At 63.8% G+C, this 16,268-nt stretch carries 13 protein-coding genes; 3 read left to right on the top strand and 10 right to left on the bottom strand.

The genetic code is table 11. The features are described from left to right. Position 1 precedes the first annotated feature (1 nt). Complete coding sequence (locus tag ACF3ND_RS04440) at positions 2-535, bottom strand: PepSY domain-containing protein (protein WP_394064637.1); 534 nt, start codon at positions 533-535, stop codon at positions 2-4. A 221-nt stretch (positions 536-756) separates the two neighbouring features. On the opposite strand from ACF3ND_RS04440, the gene ACF3ND_RS04435 reads away from it, so the two are divergent. Continuing rightward, positions 757-1,179, top strand: a complete 423-nt coding sequence (locus ACF3ND_RS04435; RefSeq protein ID WP_394064635.1) for a hypothetical protein — start codon at positions 757-759, stop codon at positions 1,177-1,179. Between the two features lie 206 nt (positions 1,180-1,385). Beyond that, positions 1,386-3,008 carry an acyl-CoA synthetase gene (locus tag ACF3ND_RS04430; protein WP_394064633.1) on the top strand — a complete coding sequence of 541 codons (1,623 nt, stop codon included), beginning with the start codon at positions 1,386-1,388 and terminating at the stop codon, positions 3,006-3,008. 341 nt (positions 3,009-3,349) lie between these two features. Here the strand turns inward: ACF3ND_RS04430 and pstB are convergent, their stop codons facing one another. From pstB to ppk1, 5 genes are all read right to left on the bottom strand, one after another. Beyond that, positions 3,350-4,129 carry a phosphate ABC transporter ATP-binding protein PstB gene (pstB, locus tag ACF3ND_RS04425; RefSeq protein WP_394064631.1) on the bottom strand — a complete coding sequence of 260 codons (780 nt, stop codon included), beginning with the start codon at positions 4,127-4,129 and terminating at the stop codon, positions 3,350-3,352. Positions 4,130-4,164: 35 nt separating this feature from the next. Beyond that, positions 4,165-5,028 (bottom strand): phosphate ABC transporter permease PstA, encoded by an 864-nt coding sequence (pstA, locus tag ACF3ND_RS04420; RefSeq protein WP_394064629.1) that lies wholly within the window; start codon positions 5,026-5,028, stop codon positions 4,165-4,167. Positions 5,029-5,040: 12 nt separating this feature from the next. After that, positions 5,041-5,979 (bottom strand): phosphate ABC transporter permease subunit PstC, encoded by a 939-nt coding sequence (gene pstC, locus ACF3ND_RS04415; protein WP_394064627.1) that lies wholly within the window; start codon positions 5,977-5,979, stop codon positions 5,041-5,043. Between the two features lie 214 nt (positions 5,980-6,193). Then, positions 6,194-7,237 (bottom strand): phosphate ABC transporter substrate-binding protein PstS, encoded by a 1,044-nt coding sequence (gene pstS, locus ACF3ND_RS04410; RefSeq protein ID WP_394064625.1) that lies wholly within the window; start codon positions 7,235-7,237, stop codon positions 6,194-6,196. Positions 7,238-7,334: 97 nt separating this feature from the next. Next, on the bottom strand, positions 7,335-9,407 hold the full coding sequence (gene ppk1, locus ACF3ND_RS04405) for a polyphosphate kinase 1 (protein WP_394064623.1): 2,073 nt from the start codon (positions 9,405-9,407) through the stop codon (positions 7,335-7,337). Positions 9,408-9,660: 253 nt separating this feature from the next. On the opposite strand from ppk1, the gene ACF3ND_RS04400 reads away from it, so the two are divergent. After that, on the top strand, positions 9,661-11,151 hold the full coding sequence (locus tag ACF3ND_RS04400) for an exopolyphosphatase (RefSeq protein ID WP_394064621.1): 1,491 nt from the start codon (positions 9,661-9,663) through the stop codon (positions 11,149-11,151). An 84-nt stretch (positions 11,152-11,235) separates the two neighbouring features. Here the strand turns inward: ACF3ND_RS04400 and ACF3ND_RS04395 are convergent, their stop codons facing one another. The 4 genes from ACF3ND_RS04395 to ftsH form a co-directional block, all read right to left on the bottom strand. Then, the gene (locus tag ACF3ND_RS04395) at positions 11,236-12,018 is read right to left on the bottom strand and encodes a GNAT family N-acetyltransferase (protein ID WP_394064619.1); all 783 of its coding nucleotides are present in this window, start codon (positions 12,016-12,018) and stop codon (positions 11,236-11,238) included. Between the two features lie 68 nt (positions 12,019-12,086). Next, on the bottom strand, positions 12,087-13,430 hold the full coding sequence (gene glmM / locus ACF3ND_RS04390) for a phosphoglucosamine mutase (protein WP_394064617.1): 1,344 nt from the start codon (positions 13,428-13,430) through the stop codon (positions 12,087-12,089). Next, on the bottom strand, positions 13,427-14,269 hold the full coding sequence (folP, locus tag ACF3ND_RS04385) for a dihydropteroate synthase (RefSeq protein ID WP_394064615.1): 843 nt from the start codon (positions 14,267-14,269) through the stop codon (positions 13,427-13,429). Before folP ends, glmM begins: the two co-directional genes overlap by 4 nt. 24 nt (positions 14,270-14,293) lie before the next feature. After that, complete coding sequence (gene ftsH / locus ACF3ND_RS04380; RefSeq protein WP_394064613.1) at positions 14,294-16,201, bottom strand: ATP-dependent zinc metalloprotease FtsH; 1,908 nt, start codon at positions 16,199-16,201, stop codon at positions 14,294-14,296. Positions 16,202-16,268 lie beyond the last annotated feature (67 nt).

Genomic DNA, 16,268 nt, shown 5'->3' with positions numbered 1-16,268 from the left:
CTCAGCGTCCCCCCTTGGGCGCACGCTTGGGGCCGCGCACGGCCAGGACCTCGGCCGTCAAGGCGTCCACCTTGAGGCGCAAGAGGCGGTTTTCATCGAACAGCATGCGAATGTCGTACACCCAGACTCCAAAACGATCATCATATTCAAACTGCACGCGCAGCACGCGGCCCGGATAGTCGTGCCGCAGGCGGCGCAGGACCTCGCGCAAAGGCAAGGCCTCGCCGCGGCGCACGGCCTCGCGCGCCTGGTCGTGGCCCCGGTAGGCCGGGCCCGGCGGCCAGTGCGGACTGGGCCCGAAACGTTCGGCAGGCGCCGGCAGGGGAGGCGGCGGCGGCGGAAAGTCCCGCGCGCGCAATGGCTCGTGACCGGGCCAGCAGCCTTCGTCCTCATCGGGCCAAACATATCCTTCGTGCGCATCCGGCGCACGGTCCCGGCGCGCCGCATCATGCGAATGCGCCTGCAGCAGCGGCGCCGCCGTCAGCACGGCGCCCAGAACCAGGCAGGGTATGGACAAACGCTTGGGGGTTTTCATCGGAACACGGCTGGACAAGACATAAAAGAGGGACGGAAGGATCACGCCCCTGTGTATAGCAAGTTCCAGATGAACATAACATGAACGCAGACTTCAGGCTGGATTCAGAGCCCTGCTCCCATAATGGGCACCAGGCTGATACGAACCAGCCTGACCCTTCTTTCCCAACCTGAACAGGAAAACGGCCCCTCCCCGCTTTCCGCCTCACGAAGGAGCTGTTCATGAAACACACTTCCCTGTTTGCCTCCCTGGCCCTTGCCGCCGGCCTGCTGGGCGGCACCGCCGCCATGGCCCAGGAAACCGCCAAGACTCCCCAGGCCGAAGCCGCCACCCAGCAGGCGCGCCCCGCCCGCGCCCACAAGCCACTGACGGCTGAGCAGATCAAGGATGTCGGCCCCGCCTACCAGCGTCTCAAGGATGCCGGCTACACCAAGGTGGGCAGCATCATGCAACGCGACGACAAGGTCATCGCCACCGTCGTGGACAAGGACGGAAAGGTGCTGCGCGTCAAGGCCGAAGGCGAAAACGGCGCCTTCACTCCTTGGGAGCCCAAGAAGGACAAGCGCCACCACCGCCGTGGCGGCCACGACGAATCCAAGGGCGAGGCGCAAGCCGCCCCCGCCGCTGCCAAAGCCAGCAGCTGAATCCCGAGCGCCCTCCAGGGCGGCTCTCCATAAGCGAAACCCGGCGTCTCCCCTGCGCCGGGTTTCTCTTTTCGAGCCGCTTCATGTGATAAGGCGACAAAGCAAAGCCCTTTATCTGCAAGCATCTACATACAAGCCCGGATAGGGAAAGCTCCGCGAACCGGCTAGGATAGATCGTCGCATCCGGATTCAAGGAACGTACCCTCATGCTGTCTGCTGGCTCTGGCTATACAAGCACGTATTCGCAGTTTCGCTGGTCCATCCCCGAGCACTACAACATCGCATCGGACGCCTGCGACAAATGGGCTGACGGCTCGGGGCGGCTGGCGCTGATACAGCAGATGCCCGACGGCGAGGTGCGGCGCTACACCTTCGACCAGCTCAAGGCCTGGTCCGACTCGCTGGCCGCCGCCTGGCAGGCCCAGGGCCTGTGCCGGGGCGACCGCGTCGGCATCCTGCTGGCGCAGGGGCTGGAGACCGCCATCGCGCACCTGGCCACCTACAAGATCGGCGCCATCGCCATGCCGCTGTTCACCCTGTTCGGCACGGACGCGCTGAGCTACCGTCTGAACGACTCCGGCGCACGCGCCCTGGTCACCGATCAGGCCGGCCTTGACGTCCTGCGCCCGGTCAAGCACCAGCTGACCAGCCTCAAGCGCGTCTATAGCGTGGATTCCACCCGCACCTGCCCCGAGGCCCTGTCCTTCTGGCAGGTGCTGCGCGCCTGCGAGCCCGGCGCTCCCAACCGTGCGAACACCCGCGCCGACGATCCCGCCCTGCTGATCTACACCTCCGGCACCACGGGCTCGGCCAAGGGCGCCCTGCACGCCCACCGCGTCCTGCTGGGCCACCTGCCCGGCGTGGAAATGTCGCACAATTTTTTGCAGGACGGCCAGGGCCTGATGTGGACGCCGGCCGACTGGGCCTGGATAGGCGGCCTGCTGGATGTGCTGCTGCCCGCCTGGCACCACGGGATTCCCGTGCTGGCGCACCGTTTTCCCAAATTCGACGCCGAAGCCGCCTGGAAGCTGATGGCTGACCACGGCGTGACGCACACCTTCCTGCCGCCCACCGCCCTGAAAATGCTGCGCCGCAGCCCCTCGCCGCGCAATCGCTGGACGCTGCGGCTGCAGTCGATCGCCAGCGGCGGAGAATCGCTGGGCGCGGAACTCCTGGAGTGGGCCCGGCAGGAACTGGGCATCACCATCAACGAGTTCTACGGCCAGACCGAATGCAACATGATCGTGTCCTCCTGCTCGGCCTGGTTCCCCGGCCAGGCCGGCAAGATCGGCAAGCCGGTGCCCGGCCACCGCGTGGCGGTGGTGGATGATGCGGGCCGCCCGGCGCCGGCGGGCGTGGAAGGCCACATCGCCGTGCAGCGGCCCGATCCGGTCATGTTCCTGGAGTACTGGCAACGGCCCGAAGCCACGCGCGAAAAGTTTGCGGGCGACTGGCTGCTGACCGGGGACAAGGGCATGGTGGACGAGGAAGGCTACATCCGCTTCGTGGGCCGCAACGACGACGTCATCACCAGCGCGGGCTACCGCATCGGCCCCGGCCCCATCGAGGACGGGCTGCTGGGCCACGGCGCCGTGGCCATGGCGGCCGTGGTCGGCATTCCCGACCCCGAACGCACCGAGATCGTGAAAGCCTTCGTGGTCCTGAAGGATGGCGTCGAACCGTCCGACGCCCTGGTGAAGGACATCCAGGAACACATCAAGCGGCGCGTCGCCGCCCACGAATACCCCAGGGCGATCGAATTCGTGGACGCCCTGCCCATGACGGCGACGGGCAAGGTCATACGGCACGCCTTGCGGCAGCGCGGCTAGGCGCAAGCTTATGGAACAGTTCGTCGCCGGCGTGCTGGAACTCCATTGACTGATCGATAACAGCAAAGACGCTTCACGTAATTCCAGGAGCAATTATTTGATCGATGCCGAAATGGCTTTTTGAAGGCGCCATTCAAAATACCTCTCGCATCGACCAGGCCATAACCGATTGGAAGCCTCATCGTATGGCGGTACAGGCGTCCGGCACGGCGTGGGCGGACGCCCTGCCGTCTGGGCCAAGGGTCTCCCGTAAATCGGCGAAAAACCTAAAAAAAACCCCGCCATGAGGCGGGGTTCCAGGACAATCCTGCGGCGGCGCGGCCGCCGCGATCAGGCAGGCGTCAACCGAAACGGCCGGTGATGTAGTCCTCGGTCTCCTTGCGGGCCGGCTTGACGAAGATCTGGTCGGTCTCGCCGAATTCCATCAATTCGCCCAGATACATATAGGCCGTGTAGTCCGAGCAGCGGGCGGCCTGCTGCATGTTGTGCGTCACGATGACCACGGTGTAGTCGGTCTTCAGTTCGGCGATCAGCTCTTCGATCTTGGCCGTGGAGATGGGGTCCAGGGCCGAGCAGGGTTCGTCCAGCAGCAGGACTTCGGGCTTGATGGCCACGCCGCGGGCGATGCACAGACGCTGCTGCTGGCCGCCGGACAGGCCGTTGCCGCTCTGGTGCAGCTTGTCCTTGACTTCGTTCCACAAGGCGGCCTTGGACAGGGCCCATTCCACGCGCTCGTCCATTTCGCCCTTGCTCAGGCGCTCGAACAGGCGCACGCCGAAGGCGACGTTGTCGTAGATGCTCATGGGGAAAGGCGTGGGCTTCTGGAAGACCATGCCCACCTTGGCGCGGATCAGGGAGATATCCTGCTTGGAGGTCAGCAGGTTCTCGTTGTCCAGCAGGATCTCGCCTTCGGCGCGCTGGCCGGGATACAGCTCGTACATGCGATTCAGCGTACGCAGCAGCGTGGACTTGCCGCAGCCCGAGGGGCCGATGAAGGCCGTGACCTTGTTTTCCTTGATGGACATGTTCACGTTGCGCAGAGCATGGAACTTGCCATAGTAGAAATTCAGGTTCCTGATTTCAATCTTGGTCGATTCGGCAGAGGTAGTGGTTTGACTCATAGCGATCAGGCCGACGAGGGCGCTCCGTGAAAACTTTATTTATTGCGGAAAAGGCTGCGGGCCAGAATATTGATGCCCAGAACCAGCAAGGTGATCAGGACCGCGCCGGCCCAGGCCAGGCGGTTCCAGTCCTCGAAGGGGCTGGCGGCGTATTGGAAGATCACCACCGGCAGGTTGGCCAGCGGCGCGTTCATGTTCAGGGACATGAACTGGTTGTTCAGGGCGGTGAACAGCAGCGGCGCGGTCTCGCCCGAGATGCGGGCCACGGCCAGCAGGATGCCGGTGATGATGCCCGAGCGCGCGGCGCGATAGGACACGGCCATGATGATCTTCCACTTGGGGCAGCCCAGGGCGGCGGCGGCTTCGCGCAGGCTGTTGGGCACCAGCAGCAGCATGTTGTCGGTGGAGCGCACCACCACCGGAATCACCAGGATGGCCAGGGCCAGGGCGCCGGCCCAGCCGGAGTAGTGCCCCACCTGCGCCACGTGCACCGCATAGATGAACAGGCCGATGATGATGGACGGCGCCGACAGCAGCACGTCGTTCAGAAAGCGCGTGGCCGGCGCCAGCCAGCCGCGCTGGCCGTACTCGGCCAGATAGGTGCCGGCCAGGATGCCGATGGGCGTGCCGATCAGCGTGCCCACGGCGGCCATCATGACGCTGCCCACGATGGCGTTGAGCAGGCCGCCCTCGCCGCCGGGCGGCGGGGTGCTTTCTGTCAGCAGCGACCAGGCCATGGCGCTGCTGCCCTTCTCGATCAGGGTCAGGATGATCCAGAACAGCCAGAACAGGCCGAAGATCAGGGTGGCGAAGGAAATTCCCAGCATCAGGCGGTTGAAGATCTGCCGGCGCTTGTAGATGGGATTGTCCAGACTGATGGCGGATTTTTTATCGAACATGATGTATGACCCTTAGCGCGACGAACCTTCGTTCTTGGCCAGACGCAGCAACAGCAGCTTGGAGATCGCCAGCACGACGGTGGTGATCAGGAACAGGATCAGGCCCAGTTCCAGCAGCGCGGACTTCTGCATGCCGCCCGCTTCGTTGAATTCGTTGGCCAGCGCCGAGGCGATGGAGTTGGATGGGGCGAACAGCGAGTTGGGCAGGTTGAAGGAGTTGCCGATCACGAAGGTGACGGCCATGGTCTCGCCCAGGGCGCGCCCCAGGCCCAGCATGATGCCGCCGATGACCCCGTTCTTGGTGAAGGGCAGGACCACGCGCCACATCACTTCCCAGGTCGTGCTGCCCAGGCCGTAGGCCGATTCCTTGAGCATGGGCGGCACCAGTTCGAACACGTCGCGCATCACGGCGGTGATGAAGGGGATGACCATGATGGACAGGATCAGGCCGGCGGTGAACACGCCGATGCCGAAAGGGGGGCCGGCGAAGATCTGGCCCAGCACGGGCACGCCCGCGAACAGGGAGATCAGCGAGGGCTGCACATAGGCCTGGAACAGCGGTACGAAGACGAACAGGCCCCACATGCCGTAGATGATGGACGGAATGGCGGCCAGCATCTCGATGGCCGTGCCCAGCGGGCGGCGCAGCCAGGTCGGCGACAGTTCGGTCAGGAACATGGCGATCCCGAAAGAGACGGGAACCGCGATACAGAGCGCGATCAGGGAAGTCAGCAAGGTGCCGACGATGGGCACCAGGGCGCCGTATTCGTTGTTGACCGGGTCCCAGTTGTCCGTCCAGAGGAAAGAGAAACCGTATTCGGCGATGGACTCCCGGCTTCCGTAGATCAGGGAAATGGAGATGGCGGCCAGCAGGATGAACACGAAGAACGCAAAAGAGCGCGTCATGTTCTTGAATATGCCATCCATAAGGGCGTTCTGATTTGATTTCATGTAGACAGATGAAGTGTCAGGCCGGAATGGGACAAACGAACAGACGCTGTGCCTTCAGCCCTCGGCCGCCTGGGACGGACTGTCGCCGGAAGCCGCTGAATGCGCCGTACGTTCAAGACAAAACCGTAATTTTTACATAACAAAGACGGCGCCACCTAGCGGTGGGCCGTCTCGGGAGATCAATTTACAACTGACCTGTATTTGAACACGAATCTTACTTCCAGATCGCAGCGCCGTCTTTGGACTTGATCTCGGCAGCCCAGGCGGCCTTGATCTGGTCCGTCACGTCCTTGGGCAGGGCGACGTAATCCAGCTCTTCAGCGGACTTGGCGCCGTTCTCGAAGGCCCAGTTGAAGAAGTCCAGCACGGCCTTGCCGCTTTCGGGCTTGTCCTGCGACTTGTGCATCAGGATGAACGTGGCCGAGGTGATGGGCCAGGATTCGGCGCCGGGCTCTTCGGTCAGGATCACGCCCATGCCGGGCGCGCTCTTCCAGTCGGCGTTGGCGGCGGCGGCGGCAAAGCTGGCCTGGCCGGGCTGCACGAACTGGCCGTCCTTGTTCTGCAGTTGCGTCCAGGACAGTTTGTTCTGCTTGGCGTAGGCGTACTCGACGTAGCCGATGGAGTCTTTCAGCTGGCGCACGTAGGCGGCGACGCCTTCGTTGCCCTTGCCGCCCTGGCCGGTGGGCCACTTGACGGCCTTGCCTTCGCCGACCTGGGCTTTCCAGTCAGGCGAAACCTTGGACAGATAGTTGGTCCAGCCGAAGGTGGTGCCCGAACCATCGGAGCGGTGCACGACCACGATGTCCTTGTTGGGCAGCTTCAGGTCGGGGTTCAGGGCCTTGATGGCCGGGTCGTCCCACTTGGTGATCTTGGCCAGGTAGATGTCGCCCAGGACCTTGCCGGACAGCTTCAGCTTGCCGGGCTCGATGCCTTCGATGTTGACCACGGGCACCACGCCGCCGATCACGGCCGGGAACTGGATCAGGCCTTCTTTTTCCAACACTTCGCCCTTCATGGGGTCGTCGGAGGCGCCGAAGTCGACCGTCTTGGCGATGATCTGCTGCTGACCGCCACCCGAGCCGATGGACTGGTAGTTCACGCGATTGTTGGTTTGCTTGGCGTATTCGGCAGCCCATTTGGCGTAGATGGGGTATGGGAAGGAAGCGCCCGCGCCGGTGATGTCGGCGGCCGTGGCGGAAGCTGCGAATGCGCTGAAGGCCAGAGCAATGGTTACCTTGTTAAATACACGTTTCAACATCGAGAAATCCTCTTGATGATAGTCAGAGACAGGCCCACCCTGTATGTGACGACATGTTAAACAGCCTTTATGACATGTTCGTGACAATGAAGTCTTTTCACGCTCCGCCTAGGCGGTGCATCAGGAACTGGTGCAGGCTGAAAGGAGCGCGACGGCTGCGGATGCGGCTGTAGGTGCCGTCCGAATTGGCCTTCCAGGCCAGCTGGTTGTCACGCAGCGCGAAGGTGAAGGCCTCGGAGATGACGCGCTTTTTCAGTCCCTTGTCCAGCACGGGCACGCCCAGCTCCACGCGGCGGAAGAAGTTGCGGTCCATCCAGTCGGCCGAAGAGATGAACACGTCCTCCTGCCCGTCGTTGTAGAAATAAAACACCCGCGAATGCTCCAGGAAGCGCCCGATGATGGAACGCACCTGGATGTTCTCGGACAGCCCCGGCACGCCCGCGCGCAGCGCGCAGGCGCCGCGCACCACCAGATCCACCTTCACGCCCGCCTGGCTGGCGTCGTACAGGGCCTGGATGATCTTGGGCTCCAGCAGGGAGTTCATCTTGGCCATGATGCGGGCGCGCTTGCCGGCCAGGGCGTGTTCGGTCTCCTTCTGGATGCGCGCCATCATGCTGTCGTGCAGCGTGAAGGGGGATTGCAGCAGCAGCTTGAGCGGCCGCCAGGCGCCCAGCCCCGTCAGCAGGGAAAAGACCTTGTCCATGTCCTCGCAGATGTCCTGGTTGGCCGTGATCAGCCCGAAGTCCGTATACAGGCGCGCGGTGCGCGGGTGGTAGTTGCCCGTGCCCAGGTGCCCGTAACGTCGTATGCAGCCTTCTTCGCGGCGCAGCACCAGGGCCATCTTGGCGTGGGTCTTGTGGCCCACCACGCCGTAGCTGACGTGCGCGCCCACTTCTTCCAGCTTGGCGGCCCAGTTGATGTTGGTCTGTTCATCGAAGCGCGCCATCAGCTCCACCACCACCGTCACTTCCTTGCCCGCCCGGGCGGCCGACAGCAGGATGTTCATCAGCTCGGAATCCTCGCCGGTGCGGTAGATGGTCTGCTTGATGCCGACCACGGCCGGATCGGCCGCCGCGGCCCGCAGAAAGCTGAGCACGGGCTGGAAGGACTGGTAGGGGTGATGCAGCAACTGGTCCTTGCGGGCGATCGCCGCGAAGAACTGCGCGGGATGGTCGAAGGAGGCGTCGAAAGGCGCCGGGATGGGCGCGCGGTAGTCCGGAAACAGCAGGTCCGGGCGGTCGGGCGCATTGCACAGCTGCATCAGGCGCGACAGATTGACCGGCCCGCGCACGCGGTAGGTGTCCGGCCCTTCCAGCGAGAACTCGCTCTGCAGGAAGCGCTCCAGGCTCTCGGGCATGGACTGGTCGATCTCCAGGCGCACCGCCGCCCCGAAGTTGCGCTGCGACAGTTCGCCCTGCAGGGCCGAACGCAGATTGGTGACTTCCTCCTCGTCCACGAACAGGTCGCTGTTGCGGGTGACGCGCCACTGATAGCAGCCCTTGACGTCCATGCCGGGGAACAGCTCGTTGACGAACACGCTGATGAGCGAGGTCAGCAGCATGTAGCCCTGCGGGATGCCGGCGATGTCGTCCGGCACGCGGATGACGCGCGGCAGGGCGCGCGGCGCCTGCACGATGGCGATGGTGCCGCTGCGTCCGAAGGCGTCCTCGCCGCTGAGCGCCACGATGTAGTTCAGGCTCTTGTTGTAGACGCGTGGAAACGGGTGCGCCGGGTCCAGCCCGATGGGCGTGAGCAGGGGCATGACGTCGCGCTGGAAGGTCTGGTAGGCCCATTCGCGCTGGGCCTCGGTCCAGCGCGCAGGCAGCAGCAGGCCTATGCCCTCCTCCATCAGGTTGGGCAGCACCGTCTGCATCAGCAGGCTGTTCTGCCGCTCCACCAGCTGGTGCGTGGCCTGTTGCACCCGCTCGAAGGCCTCCAGGGGCAGAAAGCCGTCGTCGCCGATCTGGTGCGGATTCTGGTGGATCTGCTCCTTCAGGCTGGAGATGCGGATTTCGAAGAACTCATCCAGATTGGAGCTGACGATGCAGATGTAGCGCAGGCGCTCCAGCAAGGGCGTGCTCGGGTTCTCGGCCATGGCCAGAACACGCTCGTTGAACTTGAGCAGCGACAGTTCGCGATTGAGCAAAGTTGAATCGGGAGAAGGCAGCATGGTGAGGTCGTTGTCCAACAGAGGAGGAAAGGATCGACAGACTTTTACTACATGAATATTACTGTTCTATGAACGAGAAGCGATCCACTACCACGGCGGCGCAGCCTTATGCCCCAACCCGCCGTCTCGAAATCCGGTATCGCCCCGGGCGCAGGAGCCGATTGCGTATCTTTTGCGAATTTTCGGGGTTATGTAACAAAACACACGATTAATGTCCTTATAATCGCACAGTATTCATCCTCAGCGATTCCTCATGGAACAACTTCTCGCCGCCGTGGATCTCGGCTCCAACAGCTTTCGCCTGTCCATCGGGCGCGTCGTCCAGCACAACGGCCATGCCCAGATCTACGCGATAGACCGCCTGAATGAATCCGTCCGGCTGGCCGCCGGCATGGGCGCCGACAAATGCATCAGCCCCGACGCCATCGAACGCGCGGTGGTCATCCTCAAGCGCTTCAACGAGCGACTGCTGGGCTTTCACCCCAACCGCGTACGCGCCGTGGCCACCAACACCTTCCGCGTGGCGCGCAACCTCAGCGAAGTGCTGCCCGCGGCCGAAGCGGCGCTCGGCTTCCCCATCGAGGTGATCTCCGGACACGAAGAAGCGCGCCTGATCTTCTCGGGCATCAGCAACGAGCTGCCGCCCTCCCCCAATCGCCGCCTGATGATAGACATCGGCGGGGGCTCCACGGAAGTCATCATCGGCAAGGGCCTCAAGCCCATGCTGCTGTCCTCCCTGTACATGGGCTGCGTCAGCTATACCGACAAGTTCTTTGCCGATGGCGTCATTACGGAAGAACGCATGCAGAAGGCCATCCTGGCCGCGCGCCGCGAGCTGGAAGGCATCACCCGCCAGTACCGCAAGACCGGCTGGCAGGAAGCCTATGGGTCCTCGGGCACGGCCAAGGGCCTGATCGCCATCCTGCAGGAAAACGGCATGTCCAAGAAGGGGATCACCCTGGAAGGCATGGAACTGCTCAAGAAGCGCCTGGTCCAGGACGGCAAGGTGGACATGCGCACGCTGCACGGCGTCAAGCCGCACCGCGCGCCCGTGCTGGCGGCAGGCCTGGCCATCATGATGGCGGCCTTCCAGGAACTGAAGATACGCCAGATGCTGCCCGGCGAGGGGGCCCTGCGCGTGGGCGTGCTGTACGACATGCTGGGCCGCGACTCCGAGCGCGACCAACGGGCCCAGACCGTGCAACAGATGATCAAGCGCTATCACGTGGACACCCGCCAGGCGCATCGCGTGCGCGAAGCGGCCCTGAGCCTGTTCCGCGAACTGCGCCTGCCGGACTCGCCCGAGACGCAGGAGCTGTCCCGTCAGCTAGGCTGGGCTGCCGACCTGCACGAAGTCGGCCTGAGCATCGCCCATGCGGACTACCACAAGCACACCGCCTATGTGCTGGAGCATGCGGACATGCCCGGCTTCTCCAACGACGACCAGGCCATGCTCAGCTTCCTGAGCCTGGGCCACCAGGGCAAGCTGGGCAAGCTCAAGCGCTTCGAGACCAGCAAGGCCTGGTGGCTGACCCTGCTCAGCCTGCGCCTGGCCGTCATCCTGATGCGCCGCCGCGAAGACATGGAAACCCTGCCTCTGCACATCGAACTGCAGGGCAAGAAAGTGCTGATTCGCCAGAACGCCGGCTGGATGGCCACGCATCCCTTGTCGCAAGCCTCGCTGCAGGCCGAGGTGCAGGCCTGGCAGACCGACCACAACGACCTGAGCCTGGAACTGGCCTGACTGCAAAACCAGATAAAAAAAAGCGCATCCCTGGGATGCGTTTTTTTTTCGCCCGTCCAGACGAGCTGCCCAACAGGGCATGGATCAGGCCAGGCCGAAGTGCCGCTTGTAGCGCTCGTCCATGGCCTGCAGGTCCAGCAGCACGGGGAAGTCCGCCGTGTTGAAGTCCGGGTCCCAGGCCGGCTCGCCGCAAATGGTGGCCCCCAGCTTCAGGTAGCCTTTGATCAGCGGCGGAATGCGCGCCGGCAAGTCGCTGTCCAGGCGTTCGACCGGATAGCGGTTCAAGGGCCGCACCTGCGGGACCTCGGGATGATCCTGCATGGACTTGCGGGCCACGCGCCAGACTTCGGCCGCCGTGACGCCGTCGTCGCGCAGGCTGACGCTGGCGCAGCCCAGCAGATAGCGGTAGCCTCCCATGCGCATGAGCGCGGCAATGCCGCCCCACAGCATCATGATGGCCGAACCGTTCCGGTAGTTCGGATGAATGCACGAGCGCCCGACCTCGACCAGGCTGGGCCGCAAGGCGTCCAGGGACCCGATGTCGAATTCGGACTCCGAATAGTAGGCGCCCGCCAGCTTGGCCTTTTCAGGCGTCAGCAGCCGGTAGGTGCCGATGACCCGGTTGCTTTCCGGCTCGGTCACCATGAAATGCTCGCACCATTGGTCGAAACGGTCCGTGTCCAGGCCCGTATGCTGGTCCGGGAAGACCGCGTTCATTTCCTCGGTAAAAACCTGGAACCGCAGGCGCTGCAGGATTTCAAGCTCTTCGTCTGTCCGAGCCAGACGCAAAGCCAATCCTCCGACGGTGTGACCGGCCCAGGTATTGGCCAGGTCAGCCGCGGATCGTGCACGCTCAAGATCTAGCATCGTGGTGACTCCAAAAACTTTAGTGCATGATGCACAAGCAATGTTTCAGGTTTTTGATAGTCAAATTACTATTTCGTTAAATCCACTGCAAGTAGAGCATCAATTCCCGATTGAGCCAGGTCAGCATCCTCGGCCTCTACCATGAGGCGCAGCTTGGGCTCGGTGCCCGAGGCCCGGATCAGTACCCGGCCGCGATCGCCAAGCTGGCTTTCCACCTGCTTCCTGGCCGCCTGCAGGCCTGCATGGCTCTGCCAGTCCTGGCCCGGCTGCAGCGGCACGTTGACCATGATCTGGGGATACATCTTGAGATCCTTCAGCAGCTCGGACAAGGTCTTGCTACTGTGGCGTAAAGCCGTCAATACCTGCAGGGCGGCGATGATGCCGTCGCCCGTGGTGTGCCAGTCCAGGCACAGCAGGTGGCCCGAGCTTTCGCCGCCGTACAGCCAGCCGCGCTGCTGCATCAGCTCCAGCACGTAGCGGTCCCCCACTTTGGCGCGCTCGAACGCAATGCCCAGCTCGCGCATGCTTTTCTCGAAGCCGAAGTTGGTCATCAGGGTGCCGACCACGCCTTGCACGGTCTGGGTCTGCTGGCGATCGCGCACGATCAGGTACAGCAGTTCATCGCCGTTGTAGATGCGGCCGTCCGCATCCACCATCTGCAGGCGATCGGCGTCGCCGTCCAGGGCGATGCCCAGGTCCGCGCCGTGCGTACGCACTTCCTCGGCCAGGCGTTCCGGATAGGTGGCGCCCACTTCCTTGTTGATATTGAAGCCGTCCGGCTGCACGCCGATGGCCACCACTTCGGCGCCCAGCTCGCGGAACACGTGCGGGGCGATGTTGTAGGCGGCGCCGTGCGCCGCATCCACCACGATCTTCAGGCCGTTCAGGTCCAGCTCGTTGGGAAAGGTGCTCTTGCAGAACTCGATATAGCGGCCGGCGGAGTCGGCCAGGCGGCGGGCGCGACCCAGCGACTCGGACTTGACCCACTGCATGGGCTCGTCGATGGCCTGCTCGATCTTGAGTTCGACCTCGTCGGGCAGCTTGGTGCCCTGGGCCGAGAAGAACTTGATGCCGTTGTCGTAATACGGATTGTGCGAAGCGGAGATGACGATGCCGGCGGCCAGGCGCAAGGTGCGCGTCAGGTAGGCGACGGCGGGCGTGGGCACGGGACCGGCCAGCAGCACGTCGATGCCTGCGGCCGACAGGCCCGCTTCCAGCGCGGACTCCAGCATGTAGCCGGAAATCCGGGTGTCCTTGCCGATCACGACAGTGGGACGACCCTTGCCCTGGTGCTGGCCGGCCAGCACCTTGCCGGCGGCGTAGCCCAGGCGCAGGGCAAATTCGGGATTGATGGTTGGACCGCCTACTTCACCACGGACACCATCGGTGCCGAAATACTTCCGATCGCTCATTCAGAGACTCCATGTTCAACCGCATTCCAGACGTCCAGGGCTTCTCGCATCGCGGCAACGTCATGGACACGGACAACTTTCGCACCCCGGGCCACGCAGGCCAGGGCTGCCGACAGACTACCGATCAGGCGCTGATCCACCGGCTTGCCGGTGACGTGCCCGATCATGGACTTGCGCGACAGGCCGATCAGCCAGGGGTAGCCGGGCACCCCTGCCTGCTCCAGGCCGCGCAGCAGCTGGTAATTATGGGCGACTGTCTTGCCGAAGCCAAAACCAGGATCCAGCATGATACGCCTGGAATCCACGCCATGCTGCTGCAAATGGTCACAGCGCTCTTGCAAAAAGTCACGAACTTGTGTCAACACGTTGTCGTAGTGCGGCTCCTTCTGCATGGTGCGCGGCTCGCCCTGCATGTGCATGATGCACAGGCCGCAGTCCGAATCGCGCACGGCCTCCAGTGCGCCGGGCATGCGCAGCGCGTAGATGTCGTTGATGATGTCGGCCCCGGCGGCCAGGCTGGCGCGCATGATCTCGGGCTTGAAGGTGTCCACCGACAGCGCCACGCCGGTGGAGCGCAAGGCCTCCACCAGAGGGATGACGCGCTCCATTTCCTGCTCCAGGGACACGGGTTCGGCGCCCGGCCGGGTGGATTCACCGCCGATGTCCAGGATGTCGGCGCCTTCGGCGATCAATTGATGGGCGTGGTCCAGCGCCCGCGGCAGATCGGCATGCTGGTTGCCGTCGTAGAAGGAATCGGGAGTGACATTCACGATCCCCATAACCAAAGGGCGCTCCAGCCCAAGCTGGAAGCGCCCACAAGACCACTCGGAGTGATTCATGAAATAGGCAATGCCTATGAGATGTTAAACAGGAGTCGTCGCGGCCGTGCCCTTGTCGCCGGCGGGGCTGGCGCCCGTGGCCGGTGGCGTGGAGCCGTCGGACGGAGAGTTGTCGCCGCCGGGCACATGGGGCGCCCGTGGAGGCAGGCCCTTCATGATGTCGTCGATCTGGTCGGCGTCGATGGTTTCCCATTCGAGCAGGGCCTTGGCCATGGCTTCCATCTTGTCGCGGTTGTCCTCGATGAGCTTGCGGGCCACGCCGTACTGCTCGTCGATGATCTTGCGGATCTCGAAGTCCACCTTCTGCATGGTGGCCTCGGACACGTGCGTCGTCTTGGTGACGCTGCGGCCCAGGAACACCTCGCCTTCGTTCTCGGCATACACCACGGGGCCGAGCGAATCGGTCATGCCGTAGCGGGTGACGATGTCGCGGGCGATCTGCGTGGCGCGCTCGAAGTCGTTGGATGCGCCGGTGGTCATCTGGTTCATGAAGACCTCTTCGGCGATACGGCCGCCGAACAGCACCGCGATCATGTTGAGCAGGCGCTCCTTGTCCATGCTGTAGCGGTCGCCTTCAGGCAGTTGCATGGTCACGCCCAGGGCGCGGCCGCGCGGGATGATGGTGACCTTGTGCACGGGGTCCGTCTTGGGCAGCATGCAAGCCACCAGCGCGTGGCCGGCTTCGTGGTAGGCCGTGTTGCGGCGCTCTTCCTCGGGCATGATCATGGTGCGGCGCTCGGCGCCCATGATGATCTTGTCCTTGGCGCGCTCGAAGTCCTGCATGTCCACCGTGCGGCCGTTGCGGCGGGCGGCGAACAGGGCGGCCTCGTTGACCAGATTGGCCAGGTCGGCGCCGGAGAAGCCGGGCGTGCCGCGGGCCAGCACCACGGGATCCACGTTGGGAGCCAGCGGCACCTTGCGCATGTGCACTTTCAGGATCTGCTCGCGGCCGCGGATGTCGGGCAGGCCGACCACCACCTGGCGGTCGAAGCGGCCGGGACGCAGCAGCGCGGGGTCGAGCACGTCGGGACGATTGGTGGCGGCGATGACCAGCACGCCCTGGCCGGTTTCGAAGCCGTCCATTTCCACCAGCAGCTGGTTCAGCGTCTGTTCGCGTTCGTCGTTGCCGCCGCCCAGGCCGGCGCCGCGCTGACGGCCCACGGCGTCGATTTCGTCAATGAAGATGATGCAGGGAGCCTGCTTCTTGGCGGTCTCGAACATGTCGCGCACGCGCGAGGCGCCCACGCCCACGAACATCTCCACGAAGTCGGAGCCGGAAATGCTGAAGAACGGCACCTTGGCCTCGCCGGCGATGGCGCGCGCGAGCAAGGTCTTGCCGGTGCCGGGCGAACCGACCATCAGGATGCCGCGCGGGATGCGGCCGCCCAGACGCTGGAAACGGGACGGATCGCGCAGGAAGTCGACCAGCTCCTGCACGTCTTCCTTGGCCTCGTCGCAGCCGGCGACGTCGGCGAAGGTGACGGGATTGGAATTTTCGTCGAGCAGGCGCGCGCGCGACTTGCCGAAGCTGAACGCCCCGCCCTTGCCGCCGCCCTGCATCTGGCGCATGAAGAACACCCAGACCCCGATCAGCAGCAGCATGGGGAACCAGGAGATGAACAGGCTGGTCAGGAAGGAAGGTTCTTCGCGGGCCTTGCCCGAAACCTGCACGCCGGACTTGACCAGCTCGGGCACCATCCACAGGTCGCCCGGCGAGGTCAGCGTGTAGCTGCGGCCGGAGTCGGGCGTGACGTGCAGGGTATCGCCCTGGATGTCCACCTTGGTGATGCGGCCGGCGCGCGCATCGTTCATGAATTGCGTGTACGTGACGCCATCGGTGGTTGCCGGCCGGCCGTCAAACTGCTTGAAAACAGTAAACAGCACCAGCGCAATGACCATCCAGATCGCGACTTTGGAAAACGAGTTGTTCAAAGCCAATCTCCTGCGATTGCGATAACTTGCCAAATATGCTGACACACACCTGAACAAGCGCCATACT

The organism is Alcaligenes sp. WGS1538 (assembly GCF_043187505.1).
Taxonomy (GTDB): domain Bacteria; phylum Pseudomonadota; class Gammaproteobacteria; order Burkholderiales; family Burkholderiaceae_B; genus Alcaligenes.
Note: the sequence above shows the minus strand (reverse complement) of the source record. Positions and strands in the feature narration are given on the sequence as shown.